Origin of the sequence: Nonomuraea sp. K271 (genome assembly GCF_009908215.1) — a bacterium.
GTDB lineage: Bacteria > Actinomycetota > Actinomycetes > Streptosporangiales > Streptosporangiaceae > Nonomuraea > Nonomuraea longispora.
Map to the genome: position 1 here is coordinate 1 of NZ_JAAAHR010000187.1, position 18,397 is coordinate 18,397.

The following is an 18,397-nucleotide window of genomic DNA, read 5'->3' on the forward strand; positions in this document are numbered from 1 at the left end:
TCGGGATCCGGCCGGTCGGGCCTGGTCATGTCGACTGCCACGACGGGGCCGGGGCGCGGGTCAGCCGGCGGGACATCACGTCGGTCATCGCCCAGTGCACCCGTGATTCGGAGCTGGCCGGCAGATGCTCATACTCGCGGACCAGCCGCCGGTGGAGCATTAAGGTGCCGTTGGTCTGCTCGACGATCCAGCGTCCCCGCTGGCGGACGAACCCATGGTCGGTTGCGCTGGACGATCTCCACGTCGATCCCGAGGTTGGCGCCATGGTCGATGACGGTGTTCTTGAAGCCCTGGTCGACCAGGGCCTTGGTCGCCGTGCCGGAGGTCTGCGCGGCAACCCGGTCCAGCAGGGCCATCCCCCGCGACGTTGTCGTGTGCCGAGGCGGCCAGCACCACCACCGCGATGACCAGGCCAAACACGTCCACAGCCAGGCCCCTTTTCCGGCCGGGCACCTTCTTGGCCGCGTCCCGGCCCGTCGTCGTGGCGGGGACCCCGGCCGCCGCGCGGACGCTCTGGGTGTCCAGCACCACCAGGCTCGGGTCGGCTAATCGCCTTTTGCGCTCCCGGACGTGCCAGCGCAGCAGGTCATGGATCTTCTGGGCGGTGCCGTCGTCACGCCACTTGGCGAAGTAGTAGTAGACCGCGCCGCTCGGCGGCAGGTCATGGGGCAGATAGTCCCACTGGACGCCGGTCCGGCCCTGGTAGAAGATCGCGTTCACGATCGCACGCATCGCGTACTTGCCCTGGTGGCCGCTGACGGAGCGGTGGGCCGCCTTCCACGCGGTGATCACCGACTCGATCAGCGCCCATTGTTCGTCGGATAAGTCGCTCGGGTACGGCTTGCGCTCGTTCACCCGGCTATCCCAGCACAGGGCAGCCCGCCGACGGGCGGTAACGCTACAAATCCATCCGATCACACTGTGACATCATGGACTTCGCCTCGCGTAACGCCCTCTGAGAGGCTGCCACTACCTGCCCGCCGTGGCGGGCGTGACCGACGAATCGGCCGAGATGACTTGCACCCAAGAACATAGCGGAGGTCCCTGACAGAGCGAAGGGCCCGCTTGGGCGGGCCCTGTCAACGACGGCCGAATCCTGACCCCCTGACGACGCTCGGGTTCTAGGGCGGATTCGAGTGATCATCGCAACGGTGACGGACAGTCATAGTGCCAGACCTTCACGGAACACGTCAGCGGGCGTGCGCCAGTCGAGCGTTTTCCGGGGGCGGCTGTTGAGGCGTTCCTCGATGGCGCGGAGGTCTGCTTCGGTGTGAGCGGACAGATCGGTGCGCTTGGGAAAGTACTGGCGGAGCAGCCCGTTGGTGTTCTCGTTGCTGCCGCGCTGCCATGGGCTGCCCGGATGGGCGAAGAAGACGCCTTCACTCAGGTAGGGGGCGATCTGATCGTGACAGGCCATCTCCGCTCCCTGATCCCAGGTCAGCGTCAGCCGCACGGTCGGCGGCAGGCCGTCGAGGACGGCGATCAGACCATCGCGAACGGCTTGCGCGTCGTGACGAGCCGGCAGTGAGACCAGGCGCAGGTAGCGGCTCTTGCGGTCGACGAGAGTGGCGATCGCGGACTGGTTCAGCCGCCCTGTGATCAGGTCTCCGTCCCAGTCCCCGACTCGATGGCGGAGTTCGACGACGGCGGGCCGGTGGTCGATGAGCAGCGCAGGGGCGATGAACCGCGGCTGACGCTGGTCGGGTCGACGACGGCGCGTGCGCAGCGGACGGCCGGTGCGTAGCCGTACTTCCAGAGACCTTCACCGCGTTGCCTTCGACCCTGCCTCGAAAAGAGCAACTACGGCTGGTTCACCGCACTCGTTCCACCGAGCGCGACACATACCTTTGGGGGCGTGACCACAAAGCCGGATGCGACCCACAGCTCTGCGGATACGTCCCCGAAGCCATCGACAACCCACCGTCATCCAATTGACGATGCAGCGACGCTCACCGCTGTGTGCAGGGCACTCCGGACATCCGTGCGGACGACTTCGGAAACTGACATCCGCGGCGCGCCAGGTCGATCATTCTCAAAATCCGTGCCCGAAAAACAACGTCTCACTACGGACTAAGGTCACCGTTTATGACACACTTCTCGGGTGAGCAAGATCGGCTATGGGAGGGTCAGCACTCGCGACCAGAATCCCGACAGTCAGCGCGACGCGCTGGCAGCTGCTGGATGTGACCGTGTCTTCATCGACAAGGCGTCCGGCAAGCTCGACCGGCGGCCCGAGTTGGACAAGGCCCTGGACTGCCTGCGGCCGGGTGACACTTTCGTCATCACGCGCTTGTCCCGAGCGGCCCGTTCTCTGAGGCACTTGCTGGACCTGGCGGCCGACTTGCGCGGGCGCGAGGTCCACCTGCTGGTGCTCAAGCAGGGCATCGATACCTCCACCCCGACTGGGCGGCTGCAGTTTCACATGTTCGGCGCGTTCGATGAGTTCCTGCGTGAGCTCATCGTCGAGGGCACGCTCGAAGGGTTGGCCTCTGCGCGAGCTCGCGGCCGTGTCGGTGGCCGGCCGCGGGCGCTGGACGCCGATGGAATCGAGATGGCCCGAGCGCTGTATGAGATGAAGGGCCAAGACGGAAAGCGTAAGTACACCGTCCAGCAGATCGCGGACCGGCTCGGCGTCGGCCGCGCCACCATTTACCGGAATCTCGACGCCGAGTCCGCGTAAGGGCCCAGCCAGGCGCTGAACCACCAACCTCCGCCTCGACAGAGGAGTCCAGACATGAGCACGATGGAGGAACTGGACCTCGGCAGTAGCGTCGCGGTCAACTGGAGTTATCCCAGCCAGGAGATCCGGGAGCACGTGTCCCCCGGCTCATGGTCCAGCGCCGCTCACCCGGGCTACGCCACCTGGGAGGAGTTCGGCGAGCAGGGTGAGATCACCATGCTGGTCCCGGCTGATCAAAACCGCTACCTGGCAGGATGGCGGGCAGGACGATTCGAGTTGCTGAACGAGCCGCAGGCGAAGCTCAACGAGATCGGTGACGAGGCCCACCGGACTGATCGGCGTTGAGGCGCCCGTTCCGAGTCGAGCTGCACGGCGCGATCGTCCTCGTCGTCCTAGGCGCGGTGGCGACCGCCGTCTGCCTGGACGCGCCATCGGACCGCAGCGTGGTGCGGCTGGGGTGGCGGCCCGACGGCGTGGTGGTGGACGTCCCGGCCCCAGCCGGGAGGTCCGGGCTGCGGACCGGCGACCTGGTCACCGGCGTCGCCGGGCGCCCGCTCGCCGACGGGCCGGGCGCCGTGGACCGTCCGCCGCCAGGGACGACCCTCCGGTATGAGGTGGTGCGCGAGCGGCCGGCCGTGGTGGCCGTCCGGGTGGGGCGCCCGGACCCGTATCCGCTGGCTCTGCAGGGATGGGGCAACCTCGTCTTCGTCGTGGCGCTCGCCGGGCTTGCCACCGCGCTGTACCTGCGACGCCCCGGCGAGCGCGCCACAGGCCCGTTGCTGGTCCTGTCGGCGGGTCTGCTGGGCAGCACGTTCACCGCCGCGGCCGGGCTCCCGGCCCTGGCTCTGGCCACCGGCGGGCCCCCGTTGTGGCTGTTCCACCTCAACGCGATCGGCGCCTACTCGATCTCCTGGGGAGCCCTGCTGGCCTTCACAATCGCCTTCACCTCCCGCCACCCCGGCTCGGTCCGGGGCCGCAGGGCGATCGCCGTCGCGTACGCCGCGCCGCTCACCGCGATGACCTTGTGGGCCGGGGCGGCTGCGCTGCTCGCGCCCAACGCTTTCGGCTGGCTCGGGCTGCTGCACACCGGCCAGACCGCGGTGGTGGCGCTGACTTTGGCCACCAGTACGATCTGTGGTTTCGTCAACTACCGCGGCAACCCGGACCCGGTGATGCGTGGCAGGATGCGCTGGCTGCTCGGTGGCGCCGCCGTCACGACCGTGCTCGGGCTCGCGGGCTGGCATCTGCCGGAGTTGGTCGCGGGCGCCCGGCCTCTGCCGTGGGGCGCGCTCGGGCTGTCGGCGCTGCCGTTCGTGGCCGGGCTCGGGGTGGCGTTGCGCCGTCACCGGTTGTTCGACATCGAGCGGCTGGCGAACCGGTCACTGGTGTACGCCGGTGTGGTCGCGATCCTGGTCGCCGGTTACGCGGCCGTCGTAGCGCTGCTGGCCGGCGGGCTGAGGTTGTCGCAGACGGTGGCCGCCGCGCTCACCGCGGCGGGTGCGGCCCTCGCGCTGGCGCCGTTGCGCAACCTCGCGCAGAGCACGGTCAATCGGGTGATGTATGGAGACCGCCACGACCCCGCGAGCGCGCTCACCAGGCTCGGCACCCGGCTGCAGGCGGTGCTGCTGCCCGCCGACGTGCTGCCCGCGATCGTCGAGACCGTGGCCAGGTCGCTGCGGGTGCCATACGTGGCGATCGACCTGGCGGACGGCGCGGGCCAATGCCATGAGGCGGCCCAGCACGGCGTCGCCGTGGGCCCGGTGCACAGCGAGCCGCTGCGCCACTACGGGACGCTCGTCGGCCGGCTGCGGGTCTCGGCACGCGACAGCGACGACCCTCTCGCTCCCGTCGACCTGCGCCTGATCGCGTCGCTGGCGCAGCAGGTGGGCACCGCTGTGCAGGCGGTACGGCTGCACGACGACCTGATCAGGTCGCGTGCCGAGGTGGTGGCCTCCCGGGAGGACGAGCGCCGCCGGCTGCGCCGCGACCTCCACGATGGGCTGGGCCCGACCCTGGCCGCCATCGGGCTCAAGGCCGGGCTCGCGGCCCAGGCCGTATCGGCGGACGCGGCGGCCCGGCCCTTGCTGGAGGAGATCTCGGCGGAGGCGTCCGCGTCGGTGACCGACGTGCGGCGCCTGGTCGAGGCGCTGCGCCCGCCGGCACTCGACGAGCTGGGCGTGATCGGCGCCATCCGGGTCCGCGCGACCGCCCTGGCGGGTGAGATGTCCATCGAGGTCACCGGCCCCGAGCGGATGCCGGCGCTGCCGGCATCCGTGGAGACGGCGGCGTACCGGATCGCCGTCGAGGCGATCACGAACGCGGCCCGCCACAGCGGCGCCACCCGCTGCGACGCCACGATCGCGGCGGCGGACGGCGGCGTGGAGGTGACGGTCCGCGACGACGGCCGCGGGCTCGACCCTGACCGGCCGCCAGGTGTCGGGTTCCGCTCGATGCGGGAGCGCGCCGCCGAGGTCGGCGGCACCTGGTCGGTACGCTCGTCGCACGGCGACGGCACCCAGGTGCGCGCCTTTCTGCCGACGAGTCTGGAAGGGCCCCGATGATCCGGCTGATCCTCGCCGACGACCATCCCCTCTTCGTCTCCGGCCTGCGGGCGGTGCTGGACGCCGAGCCCGAAATGACCGTGGTGGGCGTCGCCGCCACCGGCGCCGCCGCGCTGAGCCTGGCCGCCGAGCACCGGCCCGACGTCGCCGTCCTCGATGTCAACATGCCCGACGGCGACGGGCTCACGGTAATCGCCCGTATGGGCGCCGCCGGACTGCCCACCCGATCGCTGATCCTGACGATGTACGACGATGACGAGAACATCTTGGCGGCCCTGCGCGCGGGCGCCCACGGGTACGCGCTCAAGGGCACGGGCGGCGAGGAGATCGTGGCCGCGGTGCGCGCCGTCGCCCGCGGTGAGGCGGTGTTCGGCGCCGGCGTGGCCACGCAGATGCTCGCCCACTTCGCCCGCGTCGCGACGGCGTCCCCGTTCCCCCAGCTCACCGAGCGCGAGCACCAGGTGCTGGAGCTCGTCGCCCGCGGGATGGGCAACGCGGCGATCGCCCACCGGCTCGACGTCAGCGCCAAGACCGTGCGCAACCACGTCTCGAACATCCTGACCAAGCTGCACGTGGCCGACCGATCGGCCGCGATCGTCCGGGCCCGCGAGGCGGGTCTCGGCGGCCCGCACGAAGCCGGATAGTTTCCCGGCCCGGCCGGGACGGATGTCCCGTGACGGCGGGACGCGGGCCCACCCATCCTGGCCGCCATGTGGACACGGATGGTCAGCGGACTCGGCCTGATGGCCTCAGGGCCGATCTATCTCGCCGGGTCCATGATTCGCTCGGCATCCTGTGACCTTCTCTGGGCCGCCGGCGCCTGGCTCGCCGTGGCGGCGACGGCGCTGGTGTACCGGGACATGGCCGGCCCGGCGGTTGGCCGTGCCCGCGCGCTGGCCGCCGTCGCCATGGCGCTGCTGGGCGTCGTCGCGTCGGCCGGGACGGTGGAGGCCACGCTCAGGGCGGCCGGCGGCCTGGCGCCGCATGCCGTCACGCTGCTCGCCCTGGTCTGCGGCGCCGCCGCCGGCGTTGCGGGGTTGGCGTACGCGGCCGGGCGGGCCGGGCTGATCCCGGCGGCGGCCGGCGTGGTCGCCGCGGTGGCCGCGCTGCTCGGCACGCTCACCGCTGACCCCGGCGCTCCCTATCTCCTCGGCGCCGTCCCGCTCGGCGCCGGGCTGCTCGCCGAAACGATCCGATCACGCTCGTTGAAGGGACCTGCCTCATGAGAGCCGTCAACAAGACCGTCTCGTACGTCATCGCGGCCAAGGTCATGATCCAGGCGATAGTGATCACCCTGACCATCACGGGGCTCGGCAGGTGGGGTCTCGGACGGCAACGTGTCCGACAAGGCCGTCATGGAGAGCGAGGAGCTCCCCTTCCCCGAGATCGTCGGCATCATCGTGCACGGGATCAACGGCGGCTCGTGATCCCCGTCCTCGCCCTCGTCCTTCTGATCCTGTCGTTCTTCGCCAGGATCTCGGGCGCACGACATCGAGGCGATCACCCAGGAGCCGTGACCACAGGCCATCGCTCACCTTGGGTGCCGACATGCGGGATCGAGTGACACACATCGTCACCCAGCCAGGACAGCATGCAAAGGAGATCATCCATGGCTCCACCCAGGACACGTGCCCTTGCCGAGCCCGACCTGTCGGCGTTCCTGCTCGCCCACGCGGGCTTCCGGGTCGAGTTCGCACGCCTAGCCCAGACGCTTACGGCTCCGCGCGATGACCGGCACGCCGCGTTGATCGAGGACCAGGTCGAGTTCGTCCTGTCCTACCTGCATCACCACCACACCGATGAGGACACCTGGGTGTGGCCGCTGCTGCTCGCCCGCGCACCCGCCTCCGCAGCGGTGCTGGCCGCCCTGGAGCGCCAGCACGAACAGATCGACCCGGACCTGGCCCTGGCCGGCGACCGTTCCCAGTCGCCAGCGCGACGTGCCGAAGCGCTGCACCGCCTGCACACGGCGCTGGGACGCCACCTGGACGACGAGGAACGCGACGCCGTCCCCCTCATCCGCGCACACATCACCGCCGCCGAGTGGCAGGCCCACGGCATGGACGTCATCCGCGGCTACAACGGCAAGCGGGTGCCACTGCTGTTCGGCTGGGCCTGCGCCGCCGGCTCACCAGAGGCGGTCCGCCAGGCGCTCACCGACTTCCCCGCCCCGATCCGGCTGCTGTTTCGCCTGCGATGGTGGCCCGCCTACCGCCGCCGCCACACCCGCCTGTACGGAACGCCGCCCCGCCGCCGCCCCGACCGCGCCTAACTCGGAACCGCCGAACACACCGCAGAAGGAGCAACTCGATGATCTCCTGGCGTACCTGTATCGGATTGGCAACGGCGGCGATCCTGTTGCCATCGGCCACACCCGCCGCCGCCGCGGCGGCTGACACCGGCACTGCCGTCGCCCGGCCCGGCGGCGGCGCACCACAGACCTGGGGGCCACACCACTCCCCCGGTAAGCGGGCCAAGGCGTCCGGCACGGTGACGGCCACCAACGAGGACCACGACGTCATCCCCGCCGCCGGCACCCTGAAGGTATCCGGCAAGGTCCACGATCTGACCCGCACCTCCTCCAACTGCGGGTGGGCGGTCTTCGGCATCGCCGTGGTCAACACCGCCGGAAACAAGGTGACCTGGAAACGGCACCACGAACGCACCTGCGCCTACGGCAAGCCGAGAACGTTCTCCTTCACCTACCACCGGGTCTACCAGGTCGAGCTCAAGGTGTGCGCCGAACGCCGGGCCAGCCAGCCGTCCATCCAGTGCACCGCAGGCAACCCCGCCTGGAAGACCATCTACCTCTCCCCGCACTGAGCACCCTGCATTCGCCGGGGAGCTCCACCTTCCACCAGAAAGGACCGTTCCGAATGACGCGACCACCAACCGGCGGCGCCGGCGGATACGCCCGGCCCTCACGACCGAGCATCATTCCCGACGCCGATCTCCGATCCGGCTTCCGACCGAAAGGAACGACCATCGTGCGGAAACTCTCGCTCGCGCCTCGTCCTATGCTCCTCCTGGCGGCGCTCGCCCTCACGTGCACCGCGTTGGTGCCCGCCACGAGCGCATCGGCGCAGGCCCCGCTGATCTGGCACGCCGGCTGGTTCGCCAAGACCATGTGCTACCAGGACGCTCGCGAGTTCGCGACGTCGGCGCTGACCCGTAACGGCTACCGGAAGGTTTACTCGCCGCCCAACGCCGTCGTCGGCAGCAACGGCTCCACGATCGTGGAGGTGTCGTTCGCGCCGGCCCAGACCAACTGGTCGCCCAGCAAGTTCTCCAAGGTGTACTTCACGGTGACCGCGACCTCCAACGTGTCCAGGTCGGCAGAACGCGGCCGCAACAATGTCCGCTCGATGATCGTCGCGCAGCGGTACTACGACACCTGCTGACACCGCCTTTCCCCAACGCTCACCACGATGACCTCCAGCCAACGCGCCTTGAGGCGGTTCGACGTCTCCCTCGCAGGGCGGCGCTGAAGGGCCAGGCCTTCGTCTCCTACACGGCACCGCATCCAGCACGGTCAGCTCCCGCGCTCGTGGCGTACTTCAAGGAGAACAAAACCGAAGAGCCTGTCGTCGAACGCGGCTCTCTCCGCCCCGCCCTGCGTTAACGACGGATCACTCCAACGGAAGCAATGTAAAAGATGTGGCTGACCCGAGAAGAACAGGCATCGCACGAGCCGGACCGCGTCGCAAAAGAGATGTCAAGTATCTCGCAAGCAACCGCATCCACCATTAAGGCATGAAAATTCCGAGCAGGCTGCGGACCTCAAGAATAGGGAGTGCAATCATGGACCGACGAATCTACTTTTCGATGACGGTCACTCTCGCACTTTCCTCGGCCCTGCTGGCAGGGATTCCCGCCCACGCCGACAGCGCCACAACCGCCACCACGAGTTCCGCCGCGTGCAACCCCAAGCTCAAGCCCTACGGGCTGATCGGCGACCAGTGGCGGGCCTCCGGCGGGGAGGACAGCGTTTTCGGCTGCCCGACACGCGCCGAGTACGGCTTCACCACCAATAAGTCACGCCGACAGGACTTCCGTAACGGCCAGATCGCGTGGATTCCCGCCCTGGGACCGAAAATGCTGATCCGGACGTATGCATCCCGCGGCCAGGCCAGGTTTCAGTGGGGGCCGACCGGACGAGACTGGGACTACTTCGAAGTCCGCTACTCATTCAACAACGAAGAGGTCAAGAAATACAAGGTGCAGCGCCACGACCCATGGAACGGCGGGTTCAGTCGGCCGGTGGCAGGCCCAGGACCAGAGGCCTTGGGAAGCAACGGGCCTCTCCACTATTTCTCAGTCCGGGGCTGCGACAACAGTGGAGTTTTCCAGCTCGGGTCTGAGTGCGGCGGATGGTCGCTGCCAGGGCGGTTGTGAACGTCACCTGGCATCGACTCGGAAACCCGGGCCGCGTCGAAGCCGAGCTGCGCTGCAGTCGAGGCTCAGGTTCTCAGCAAGCGACCACATCGATCACCACGTCAGGAAAGCACCGCACAGGCTGCGGAGACTTCAGGAACAGGGAGTGCAATCTTGGACCGCCGGATCTACTTTTCGGTGACGGCTACCCTCGCGCTTTCCGCGGCCCTGCTGGCAGGGATTCCCGCCCATGCCGGCAGCGCCACAACCGCCACAACGGCCACCGCGTGTAACCCCAAGTTGAAGCCCTACGGGCTGATCGCGACCAGTGGCGGGCCTCCGGCGGGCAGAACGGCATTTACGGCTGCCCGATAAGCGCCGAGTATGGCTTCATCACCGGCAAGGCCCGCAGGCAGAACTTCCATAACGGCCAGGTCGGCTGGGACCCGGTGCTGGGGCCGAAGATGATGGTCCGGACGTACGAATCCGGCGGCGAGGCCTTCTTCTGGTGAGGGCCGACCGGACGAGACTGGGACTACTTCGAGCTCCGCTACCAGTTCAACGATAGAGGAATCGAGACGCGCAGGGTGCAGCGCACCGACCCATGGAACGGCGGGTTCAAGACAGATAATCCAGGACCAGACAGCCCGAATTGCGAACCCGGCGACGGACCACCATGCGGCGGCGACTGGCATTACTTCTCGTCCGAGGCTGCGACAGATCCGGGCTCTTCCAGGAAGGTGCCGAATGCGGTAAATGGTCGCTACCCGTGCGGTTGCTCACCAAATCATAGTTGTCTCGAACTGCGCACCGTGTGGAATCTGTCGCGGTCCAGGCAGGGTCAGCTGATCCGGCCGACGCAAGTGCGGGCCAGGCGGGGACCTACGTCGTCAAGTGCCCCGGCAAAGTAGTGATTTGTCCCATTCGCCAGGCTTGTGATTGAGGCTGAGGGCCGGGACGACCTGCGTCGAAACATACCAGCATGAAAGTGTCCTGTAAGAGCGCACGTTCACTATCAAAAGTATCTAGCGTCCCCGAAAAGGGGCTATCCGGGCGTCGGTCCGGGAAAAGTTCGCACTACGAAATGGAAGGAATACCCCGTGAGCAAGCTTCACAAGATGGTGGGTGTCGTCTCGGCCATGGCTGCCCTGGCCGCCGGGCTGGCATTCCCGAGCGCCGCGTCGGCCCACTCACTGGCCTACAAGTCCTTCACCTGGAAGACGCAGAACGCTGGCGACTGCACGATGTTCCAGGGTGCGCGTTGGACTCTCTACCCGAACGGCACGGCGAAGTTCGACGGCACGGTCAGAAGCAGCGCCGACAACGACGCCTGGCTGATGTGGGCGTACCTCAAGGACGAGAACAACGCGGTCCTCGGCCAGTTGACCAACTCCGAGTACCAGACCGCCGACCGGGGCAAGTTCGTCAAGGGCCTGGCCAACGACGAGCAGACCTATCGGTGGTTCGCTTCAGCCCGGTTCGACCGCGACCTGTACCCGCTCATCAAGCGCATGTCTCTGAAGAAGCACTGCTGAGGACGGCCTCGTTCGCGGTAGGCCGCCCATCGGTCAGCGACTCGGAGTCGGTGACGTGCTCCAGATGGTGGGCGAGCACGGCGGCCGGAGATGATGGCACACGAACGCGGCCCTGTTCTTGATCGCCTGGCTAAAGCCAACCGACGATCATCGGGGGTCGCGTGTGTTGTCTGTGCGTGCGCCTGGGACCTTTCAGCCCTACCCCCGGTCCCAGGGCTCCAGCAAAGTAGAGATTGTCCGATTTATCAGGCTTGTGATTGAGGCTGAGGGCCGGGACGACCTGCGTTGAAACTCCGGTCCAGTGTCGGGGGGAAACGGACACTCCGGCATATCCTTCTACTATGCCGGAGCCCTGCTACGTCGTCACCTTCGGGCGCTGCCAGCAATAACAAGGAAATCAGAGCGCTTGGCTCACTGCGGCAGAGCCACTTCATACGAAGAGCGCACGGCATTTCCGCAACGGGAAAAGGATGGTGTCGTAACAGTGCGTCTTTCCATGAGCAGAGCTCTGGTGGTCGCCATCGCCGGGTTATGCCTGGTCGGGTGTGGATCACAGCCCGCGTCCAATGAAGCTGGTGGGGGTCAGGGCCGGTCGTCGGACGACTGCCCGCTCACAGCGCAGGCACTCACCAAAGCAACCGCACTGAACTGGGAGCTGAGGGAGAAGAAGGAAGACCACCCCCTGGAGAGCGCCGAATCGATCAAAGCGACGGTCTGCCTCTACACCGCCACGGACGCCCCTCAGCGAGGCTCGGATCCTCTTGCCTTGAGGGCAGACGTCGTCACCGGGGCGGATGCCGCCGCCGTCCGGAAAGACTTCAGCGGCACATGCACCGAATACGGCGGCGAAATTCGCAGCTCCGCCTCACCCGAGGGCGCTGTGGTGTGCGACCGAGACGGTTCCGTCGTGGAGGGTGTCATCGGCAGCGACGACCGAGTGGTGAGCGTCCACCTGGTCAACGCCGACAAGGCCACCGCCGCCAAGCTCACCCCCGCCTTCGATCAGATCCTCGCCGCCGTCAATTGAGCCCAGCCGAATCGGGGGACCAGCGGCGATGAACTTAACGGCGGGAACGACACCGGCTCCTCGCGTCGTCCACCTGCGGATGGCCGGTGTTCAACATCGCCACGGTCGACCCTGCTGGCAACAAGGTGACCTGGAAGCGGCACCACGCACGTACCTGCGCCCATGCACACCGAAGAAGTTCTCCTTCACCAACCACCGGGTGTACCAGGCCGAGCTGAAGGTGTGCGCCGAACGCCGGACCGTCGAGCCGTCCATCCAGTGCACCGCCGGCAACCCCGCCTGGAAGACCATCTACCTCTCCCCGCACCGTTCGGCATGAAGCCGAGCTGTGACGCGCACCCACGGCCGGACGGCAACGGACTGCCTGAGAACGACCCTCTGCAAGGAGAATCATGCACATCCTCAACAAGACCGCAGCCGTCCTGGTCGTACTGATCGCGGCCGGCACCCCGATGGTGGCCGACGCGCAGGCGGTCCCCGCACGGGCTGCCGGCGCACAGGCGAAGCCAGCGTACGTCGCCTACCACGACATCACCTCCGCCCAGCATGCGGAGCGCTCCACCACCCTCAGAGCCCAGGGCTTCACGCTCGGGACCCTCTCCGTCTCCACCGGCCCCCGCTACGCCGCCGTGTGGGTGAAGGGCCAGGCTGACAGTCCGTGGGTGATCCCTGCCGGCCCGTACCAGGCATTACACCAGGACATGACGGATAAGGAGTACCAGCGGCGTTTCGGCCATTACACGGCGCATGGCTATCAGCCGAAGTTCGTCACGGCGACCGGCAGTGGGGCTGGTGCAACCTTCGCGGCGCTTTTCGTCAAGGCGCGCGGCATCTTCGAGGCCAGGCACGGGCTCAGGCCGAACCAGCTCAGCGTCCGCAACATTCGTGCGCGCGCCCAGGGCATGTGGCCGACCTCGATCGATGTGTACGGAACGGCGGCCGACCCCCGCTACGTCGCCGTCTGGTCGGTCAACCCCAACCCCAAGGGCAGAATCTGGAAGCTCACCACCGACATGACCCCCACCCAGTACAACGCCGAGTTCAAAAGGCGAGTCGATTCGGGCTTCCGCCTCACCAGCATCGCGGTGAGCCCATGGGGCACCTACACCGCCGTGTGGTTCAAGGACAACAGCCTCGCCCCCACCAGCTGGCACTCCTACAGCGGGATGTCGGCCGCCGGTTACCAGAAACGGTTCAACGAACTGAAGGCCAAGGGCTTCTACCCGTCCCAGGTCAACAGTGAGAACGGCATCTACGCCGCCATCTGGGACATGTGGCGATGACACCAGGCCCGCTCAGAGACAACAAGAACAGAAAGGCAAACCCCCTTCATGAAATCCATCCGCCGTCTGTCGGCGCGCTCTTGCGCAGCGGTCGCCCTCCTCGCGGCGATCACCGCCCTGCCATTATCGACGCCCGCCCAGGTGAGCGCCCGCGAGGAGATCAGAACAGTAGGGGCGGCCGACTGGGACGGCGACGGCCACCAGGACATCGTGGCCTACGCCGCCAATACCGGTCTGTTGTGGCTCTATCCCGGCGAGAGCAAGCGCGGCTACAGCAGCCAGCAGCGCGTGCAGATCGGTCACGGGTGGTGTGGGTATCGCCTCTCCTGTCAGGGACCCTGATGCGCGAGATTCCCCGCTGTACCGGCCGCGAAGCCACCCCGAGGCGCCGGACGTCGAAAAAGGTCGGCTTGGTAACCTTCGGCGTCCTGGTCATCGTCGCCCTCACCCTGCCGTATCTGAGTCAGGCGCTGTTCAGTCCGTGGGCCCTCTCGCCGACCGGCCGACCCACGCTACCCGGCTACTGGCACGGTGAGGTGTCATTCGGGCGAGACGACACGCGGCCGGTGGTCATGCATCTACGTGCGACGACGTGTTCCCGATGCTCCGACGACATCGAGGGTGAAGCCACGGTGTGCGTCGCGGGGCGCTCCATCGACTACCGGCTCTCGGGCGAGGCGGCGGACCGCAACGCCGGCCGCTTCACCCTGGACAGCTACCCTTACCCCGACACCCGGGCCCCGGGCACCCACCTGGGTCACCTCGAGGCCACCTGGGCCGGCGGAGACGAGATCAGCATCACCGCCACCCTACACGTCACCAACCCCGACGGATCGTGGAGCAGCAACAAGCAGCCCGCCGAACCGTCACGCTTCCGGCTGCACCGCGGCACCGAAACGAACCTCCGAACAGATTGCTGACCACAGGGCAGGCCGTCCAGATCGCCAGCCGGGCGGACCTACCGGGGCTGGGTCCGATATTCATCGCACTAACTCCGGGCACCGATAACAACGGCCTGATCCCGGAGATCATGATTGCGGTCGGCTGGGGATGGATCGCACTGCTTGCCCTCTGGCTGATCAACCCAATCACCGAATGGCGTCCACACGGCGCAGGGAGGTACCCTCCTGCGCCCTCGAACTAGCCTAGGAGCCAGCTGTGCCCTTGACCAACCAAGAGATCTACCAGCGGTACGTCTGGGCAGGGATGAGCCGGGACGCCACCGCGCTGGCCGAGATGTTCACCGCGGACGGTGTCCTGGAGACACCGCTCGTCTCGGCCGGTCGCTCCTTCCCGCGGCGTATGGAGGGGCACGAGGAGATCCGCCAGGCCATGGCCGCGTACTACGAGCGCTCGGCGAATGACGACCGCACCGTGAACGTGGACAAGACCCGCTACGTACTGCACACCACGACCGATTCCAACGTGTTCATCGTCGAGATCGACACCGCCTTTGAGAGCCCTGCGGGGGCGAGCAGCATGTCGCTGGTTCAGATCTTCCGTCTCCGCGACGGGAAGGTCGCCCTGCTGCGCGACTACTTCGCTCCTGAGGAGGTGGCTTGAGCGGTCGTCGGCGACCGACAGGGGCCGGGGAATGTCTGCCCAGTGGCAGGACGAGCCGATCCGTACTACCCGGCTGCCCAAGGCCTAGCAGGAGTCCGTGGCCGAGATCGGGGATCCGGTGAGCAGATTGGTCGACGGCGCCACCTACGCCGAACTGCACGGCGAGCTGTGGTTCCCCTGCCGTGGCGGGGACTGTTGCAGGATCAAGGCGCGAAACCGCCAGCCCGGATGGCCGCCAGGAGATCGCGCTGCGGCTGGCCAAAGCCCTTCAGAGCCGTGTATAGGCGGTCATCCCGTCACCTCGACGTAGGGCGCGGCGCGGACGACCCAGATCTCCTTGCGGCGCAGCTGGTCCTCCGCTGACGACGGGATGCGCAGACGGCCGAACCGACCAAGAACCGACCAAGAACACCAGGTATCGACACCAAGGAAAGAAGATCATGAAGGTCATCGCTTTAGGAATCGCCGCACTGGCGGCTGCCGGACCAACCATGGCTACTCCGCCCGCCGCCGCATCAGCCACAACTGCGCCGCCTTGCGTCGTCGAGCAAAAGTACTATGACCGCGCTCCGTGGGACGGCAGAGCGCGAATGCTGACGGTGCTCCTTGCCGTGCCGCGTTTCCTCCTCCACTTCCTGGGAGGACCTTACGCGCGGAAGTTCGAGGCGCTTTGGGCAGGTACACCGGCGGCCTCCGTGCCGCCCCTGCCAATCAACGCGGCGGAGGAGCACCGATGAAGATGCGGCGTGAGACAACGATCGAAGAACTGCTGCCGGCGTCGGCGAAGGCGATCTGGACAGTACTGACCGACCCGACCCGGGTCGGCGAATGGAGCAGCGAATGCCGAACCAGCCACTGGCTGGACGGCGCCACGGAGCCGACCGCCGGAGCCAGGTACATCGGCTGGAGCCAAGTCCGCTGGATCTCCTGGTCGCGAGCTTGCCGGATCCTGAGGGCCGACAGACCACACCAATACCAGTTCGAGACGATCAGCCGATCCCACTGCACACACTGGAGCTTCCAGCTCGAACCGTCCGGAGCCGCGACCCGGGCTCAGCAAACGTTCGAAGTACCGCGCATCTGGAAAGTCTTCGAGCTGACGGTCGCCCTCCTGCTTCCAGAACACCGCGACCGCACCTACTCCCTCCAGGCCGACCTCATCCGCCTTGGCCTAGCCGCGTCACGAACCAGCACCGGCCCGGACGCTACCGACAAAGTAACGCCATGACCCCGCTCCACAGGGCCGACCAACAACGGATCGCCGGCGCGTTCCTGGTACTGTCGTTCGTCACCTTCACGGTGGGCGCCACGCTGCCGCTGGTCGGCGCCAAAGGCAACAGCAAGATCTTCACGCTGCCGGTCCGAGAACATCTGCAGGCTGTGGCCGGCAACCCGGGCAGCTGGCGGTGGGCCAACCTGTTCATGAGCACCGCCGTTGTACTGCTGGTTCTCGGGATGACAATCCTGGTGACCATGCTGGAGAGGGTTGATGAGCGGATGCTGTCCCGGATCGCCCTGACCACGTTGCTGCTGGCTGCGCTGCTGTGGTTGGTCTACTCAGCCTTCAGGTCCACCGTGACAATGAGCGCGGCGCGTGAGACGGTCTCGACCGGCGCCGTGCCGCCCTACTACGACCCGTGGAGCCAATGGGCTGCGGGGCTGTTTCAGATCTACACCGTGCTTGGATGCGTGGGCCTCGCCGCGCTGGGCGGCTCCCTGCTGATGATCAGGCTGATTCCCACTTGGGCCGGCTGGACCACCATCGCGATCAGCGTCGCAACACTCCTGCATCTCCTCAGCACCGGCAATACGTTGCCAGCCTTCCATTACCTCCCCTGCCTGCTCATCGGCGTCCTGCTGCTGATTCGACGACCACTGCCCCTCGGACCACTGCCCGCGCAGTGAGCGGCACAACCGGGACCACGCTCGAGGTCGAGCCGACTGCTCGCCAGAGCTCCAGGTCAGGTGCTGGGATGAGGGGCGGATGTCGGCGTGGGTGGTTTGGCTTGGGTGTGGGCGCGTTTGCCCTGCGGGCCGAAGAGGCGAAGGATCTCGACACCTACGCCGGCCTCGACCTGCACCAGCTGCGCCACAGCGCCGCCCCCACCTCGGCGAAGCCGAAGTACCGCTGCAGCTCATCACGGGCAAGACCCGCCACAAGCACCCCCGCACCGCCATGCGCTACGTCAAACCCGGCCTAGAAGCCATCACCAAGGTCACCGAGGAGCTGGCACTGCGGCGCCGTACCCACTGACCAGACGCTCGCCCGTTGGCGGCTCCTCTAGTCGCGTACCCAGAAGGAGTCCGGTAGTGCTTCGATCTCGACCACGGCCTGTTCGAGGTTCGCGGCGATCGGCAGCAGTGCCTGGTATGCCGGCTCACCACCCTCGGCGAGCCGCCGGATGACCTCGACGTTCTTCCGCGCCCGGTCGACCACCTCGGGACCGAACGCCGATCGGTCCCCCTCATAGCCGTAGGCGTCGAGCAGCAGGTGCAGCCGCCGGGACCGATCCTCGAACGCCGTGAATCCCTGCGCGGTGACGACGTGCCGGGCGTGCAGCGGAACCCAGGTCAACGCGCTGTAGGCCAGATCGCGCTCCCGCGTGAACGGCCCGGCGGTATCCCAGTCGACGAACCCGACCAAATCGTCACCCTGCCATACCGCGTTGTACGGAGAGGCGTCATTGTGCGCGATGACCAGCCCCGGCTGCCACGGCCGCGCGACGAACCAGACCGCGTCAGGCTCGGGCACGAACGACGCCGTCGCGTCGTGCAACCGCCTCAGCCAGGCCCCGACCTGCTTGAGCGCGCTGTCCGTCCACGGCCACGCGGGCCAGGGATGCTGCTCCCCGATCGTGTCGCCGTGCAGGTAGGTCAGCACCTCGCGTCCCTGCTCGTCGAAGCCGAGCACCCGCGGCGCCCCCTCGAACCCGACCTCTTCCAGATGCGCCAGCACGGTGTGGACGCTACGCGTCCACGGGTTGGCGGGCCGGTGGACGGTCTCGCCGATGCGTACTCCGCCGACATGCCTGCCACCCGCCAGGGGCTGCTCGTCCATGACGCCGTTTCTACGCCCCGGCTGCCGGTCACCGCACCTGGTTTTCCTGCCTTGCCTGGCGCGCAGGGCGATCCCGGCGCCGTCGGGGAGATCCAGCGCTGTCACGACTCGATCCGCTGGTGGGAAATCAGTTGTCATTCCGGCAGAACGGCCTTGTAATGAAAGCCGTGACGTTCTACCTTTCGTGTGGGCCGTCGACGGGAGGACGAGATGGGATCCACTGCGGCGCAGGCGGACACGCGGATGATGGGCATCGTGCACGGGGCGCTGCGCCGGGATCTGGACCGCACCCGTGCGGTGCTGACCGCGACGCCGT

Annotated in this window: 19 protein-coding genes and 1 pseudogene; 17 read left to right on the top strand and 3 right to left on the bottom strand. The window is 67.4% G+C overall.

All coding sequences use genetic code 11. The features are described from left to right. Nucleotides 1–159 precede the first annotated feature (159 nt). Both GUY59_RS39970 and GUY59_RS39975 read right to left on the bottom strand, forming a co-directional pair. Nucleotides 160–855: a transposase gene (locus GUY59_RS39970; RefSeq protein ID WP_201761902.1), complete on the bottom strand. Its 696-nt coding sequence runs from the start codon at nucleotides 853–855 to the stop codon at nucleotides 160–162. Nucleotides 856–1,162: 307 nt separating this feature from the next. Continuing rightward, nucleotides 1,163–1,837 (bottom strand): annotated as a pseudogene (locus tag GUY59_RS39975) (IS30 family transposase); the annotation flags it as partial. A gap of 264 nt (nucleotides 1,838–2,101) precedes the next feature. Between GUY59_RS39975 and GUY59_RS51050 the strand changes: the two are divergent. The 17 genes from GUY59_RS51050 to GUY59_RS40060 all read left to right on the top strand — a co-directional run bounded on the left by GUY59_RS51050 (nucleotide 2,102) and on the right by GUY59_RS40060 (nucleotide 16,928). Next, on the top strand, nucleotides 2,102–2,680 hold the full coding sequence (locus tag GUY59_RS51050; RefSeq protein WP_138206132.1) for a recombinase family protein: 579 nt from the start codon (nucleotides 2,102–2,104) through the stop codon (nucleotides 2,678–2,680). Nucleotides 2,681–2,734: 54 nt separating this feature from the next. Beyond that, nucleotides 2,735–3,025: a hypothetical protein gene (locus GUY59_RS39985; protein ID WP_138206134.1), complete on the top strand. Its 291-nt coding sequence runs from the start codon at nucleotides 2,735–2,737 to the stop codon at nucleotides 3,023–3,025. Next, nucleotides 3,022–5,241: a sensor histidine kinase gene (locus tag GUY59_RS39990; protein WP_138206136.1), complete on the top strand. Its 2,220-nt coding sequence runs from the start codon at nucleotides 3,022–3,024 to the stop codon at nucleotides 5,239–5,241. Before GUY59_RS39985 ends, GUY59_RS39990 begins: the two co-directional genes overlap by 4 nt. Beyond that, nucleotides 5,238–5,885, top strand: coding sequence for a response regulator (locus GUY59_RS39995; protein ID WP_138206138.1), 648 nt, complete (start codon nucleotides 5,238–5,240; stop codon nucleotides 5,883–5,885). The genes GUY59_RS39990 and GUY59_RS39995 overlap by 4 nt, the downstream gene beginning before the upstream one ends. Nucleotides 5,886–5,951: 66 nt before the next feature. Further along, nucleotides 5,952–6,467 carry a hypothetical protein gene (locus GUY59_RS40000; RefSeq protein ID WP_138206140.1) on the top strand — a complete coding sequence of 172 codons (516 nt, stop codon included), beginning with the start codon at nucleotides 5,952–5,954 and terminating at the stop codon, nucleotides 6,465–6,467. A 383-nt stretch (nucleotides 6,468–6,850) separates the two neighbouring features. Then, nucleotides 6,851–7,513, top strand: a complete 663-nt coding sequence (locus GUY59_RS40005; protein WP_161714951.1) for a hemerythrin domain-containing protein — start codon at nucleotides 6,851–6,853, stop codon at nucleotides 7,511–7,513. A gap of 38 nt (nucleotides 7,514–7,551) precedes the next feature. Next, nucleotides 7,552–8,064 (top strand): hypothetical protein, encoded by a 513-nt coding sequence (locus GUY59_RS40010; RefSeq protein WP_138206144.1) that lies wholly within the window; start codon nucleotides 7,552–7,554, stop codon nucleotides 8,062–8,064. 164 nt (nucleotides 8,065–8,228) lie between these two features. After that, nucleotides 8,229–8,642 carry a hypothetical protein gene (locus tag GUY59_RS40015; RefSeq protein ID WP_138206146.1) on the top strand — a complete coding sequence of 138 codons (414 nt, stop codon included), beginning with the start codon at nucleotides 8,229–8,231 and terminating at the stop codon, nucleotides 8,640–8,642. Nucleotides 8,643–9,042: 400 nt separating this feature from the next. Then, complete coding sequence (locus tag GUY59_RS40020) at nucleotides 9,043–9,636, top strand: LGFP repeat-containing protein (RefSeq protein WP_161714952.1); 594 nt, start codon at nucleotides 9,043–9,045, stop codon at nucleotides 9,634–9,636. Nucleotides 9,637–10,715: 1,079 nt separating this feature from the next. Beyond that, entirely contained in the window at nucleotides 10,716–11,150 is a 435-nt protein-coding gene (locus tag GUY59_RS40025) for a DUF6294 family protein (RefSeq protein ID WP_138206150.1), read from the top strand. Nucleotides 11,151–11,646: 496 nt separating this feature from the next. Continuing rightward, nucleotides 11,647–12,177, top strand: a complete 531-nt coding sequence (locus tag GUY59_RS40030) for a hypothetical protein (protein ID WP_138206152.1) — start codon at nucleotides 11,647–11,649, stop codon at nucleotides 12,175–12,177. Between the two features lie 392 nt (nucleotides 12,178–12,569). Further along, nucleotides 12,570–13,460: a hypothetical protein gene (locus GUY59_RS40035; protein ID WP_138206154.1), complete on the top strand. Its 891-nt coding sequence runs from the start codon at nucleotides 12,570–12,572 to the stop codon at nucleotides 13,458–13,460. A gap of 48 nt (nucleotides 13,461–13,508) precedes the next feature. Continuing rightward, on the top strand, nucleotides 13,509–13,802 hold the full coding sequence (locus GUY59_RS40040) for an FG-GAP repeat domain-containing protein (RefSeq protein WP_138206156.1): 294 nt from the start codon (nucleotides 13,509–13,511) through the stop codon (nucleotides 13,800–13,802). Further along, entirely contained in the window at nucleotides 13,802–14,380 is a 579-nt protein-coding gene (locus GUY59_RS40045; protein WP_138206158.1) for a hypothetical protein, read from the top strand. The genes GUY59_RS40040 and GUY59_RS40045 overlap by 1 nt, the downstream gene beginning before the upstream one ends. A 244-nt stretch (nucleotides 14,381–14,624) precedes the next feature. Beyond that, a complete protein-coding gene (locus tag GUY59_RS40050) occupies nucleotides 14,625–15,023 on the top strand; it encodes a nuclear transport factor 2 family protein (protein ID WP_236667964.1) in 399 nt (132 codons plus the stop codon). A 733-nt stretch (nucleotides 15,024–15,756) separates the two neighbouring features. Next, on the top strand, nucleotides 15,757–16,251 hold the full coding sequence (locus GUY59_RS40055; RefSeq protein ID WP_138206160.1) for an SRPBCC family protein: 495 nt from the start codon (nucleotides 15,757–15,759) through the stop codon (nucleotides 16,249–16,251). Continuing rightward, a complete protein-coding gene (locus GUY59_RS40060) occupies nucleotides 16,248–16,928 on the top strand; it encodes a hypothetical protein (RefSeq protein ID WP_138206162.1) in 681 nt (226 codons plus the stop codon). The genes GUY59_RS40055 and GUY59_RS40060 overlap by 4 nt, the downstream gene beginning before the upstream one ends. A gap of 376 nt (nucleotides 16,929–17,304) precedes the next feature. Here the strand turns inward: GUY59_RS40060 and GUY59_RS40065 are convergent, their stop codons facing one another. Then, nucleotides 17,305–18,081, bottom strand: a complete 777-nt coding sequence (locus GUY59_RS40065; RefSeq protein ID WP_138206168.1) for a phosphotransferase — start codon at nucleotides 18,079–18,081, stop codon at nucleotides 17,305–17,307. Nucleotides 18,082–18,397 lie beyond the last annotated feature (316 nt).

Excerpts from the sequence above, each read along its gene's own strand:
- GUY59_RS40000 (WP_138206140.1), top strand. The coding sequence starts at position 5,952 with ATGTGGACACGGATGGTCAGCGGACTCGGCCTGATGGCCTCAGGGCCG.
- GUY59_RS40030 (WP_138206152.1), top strand. The coding sequence starts at position 11,647 with ATGAGCAGAGCTCTGGTGGTCGCCATCGCCGGGTTATGCCTGGTCGGG.
- GUY59_RS40005 (WP_161714951.1), top strand. The coding sequence starts at position 6,851 with ATGGCTCCACCCAGGACACGTGCCCTTGCCGAGCCCGACCTGTCGGCG.
- GUY59_RS40010 (WP_138206144.1), top strand. The coding sequence starts at position 7,552 with ATGATCTCCTGGCGTACCTGTATCGGATTGGCAACGGCGGCGATCCTG.
- GUY59_RS40035 (WP_138206154.1), top strand. The coding sequence starts at position 12,570 with ATGCACATCCTCAACAAGACCGCAGCCGTCCTGGTCGTACTGATCGCG.
- GUY59_RS40065 (WP_138206168.1), bottom strand. The coding sequence starts at position 18,081 with ATGGACGAGCAGCCCCTGGCGGGTGGCAGGCATGTCGGCGGAGTACGC.
- GUY59_RS40040 (WP_138206156.1), top strand. The coding sequence starts at position 13,509 with ATGAAATCCATCCGCCGTCTGTCGGCGCGCTCTTGCGCAGCGGTCGCC.
- GUY59_RS40060 (WP_138206162.1), top strand. The coding sequence starts at position 16,248 with ATGACCCCGCTCCACAGGGCCGACCAACAACGGATCGCCGGCGCGTTC.
- GUY59_RS40055 (WP_138206160.1), top strand. The coding sequence starts at position 15,757 with ATGAAGATGCGGCGTGAGACAACGATCGAAGAACTGCTGCCGGCGTCG.
- GUY59_RS39985 (WP_138206134.1), top strand. The coding sequence starts at position 2,735 with ATGAGCACGATGGAGGAACTGGACCTCGGCAGTAGCGTCGCGGTCAAC.
- GUY59_RS40045 (WP_138206158.1), top strand. The coding sequence starts at position 13,802 with ATGCGCGAGATTCCCCGCTGTACCGGCCGCGAAGCCACCCCGAGGCGC.
- GUY59_RS40020 (WP_161714952.1), top strand. The coding sequence starts at position 9,043 with ATGGACCGACGAATCTACTTTTCGATGACGGTCACTCTCGCACTTTCC.
- GUY59_RS39995 (WP_138206138.1), top strand. The coding sequence starts at position 5,238 with ATGATCCGGCTGATCCTCGCCGACGACCATCCCCTCTTCGTCTCCGGC.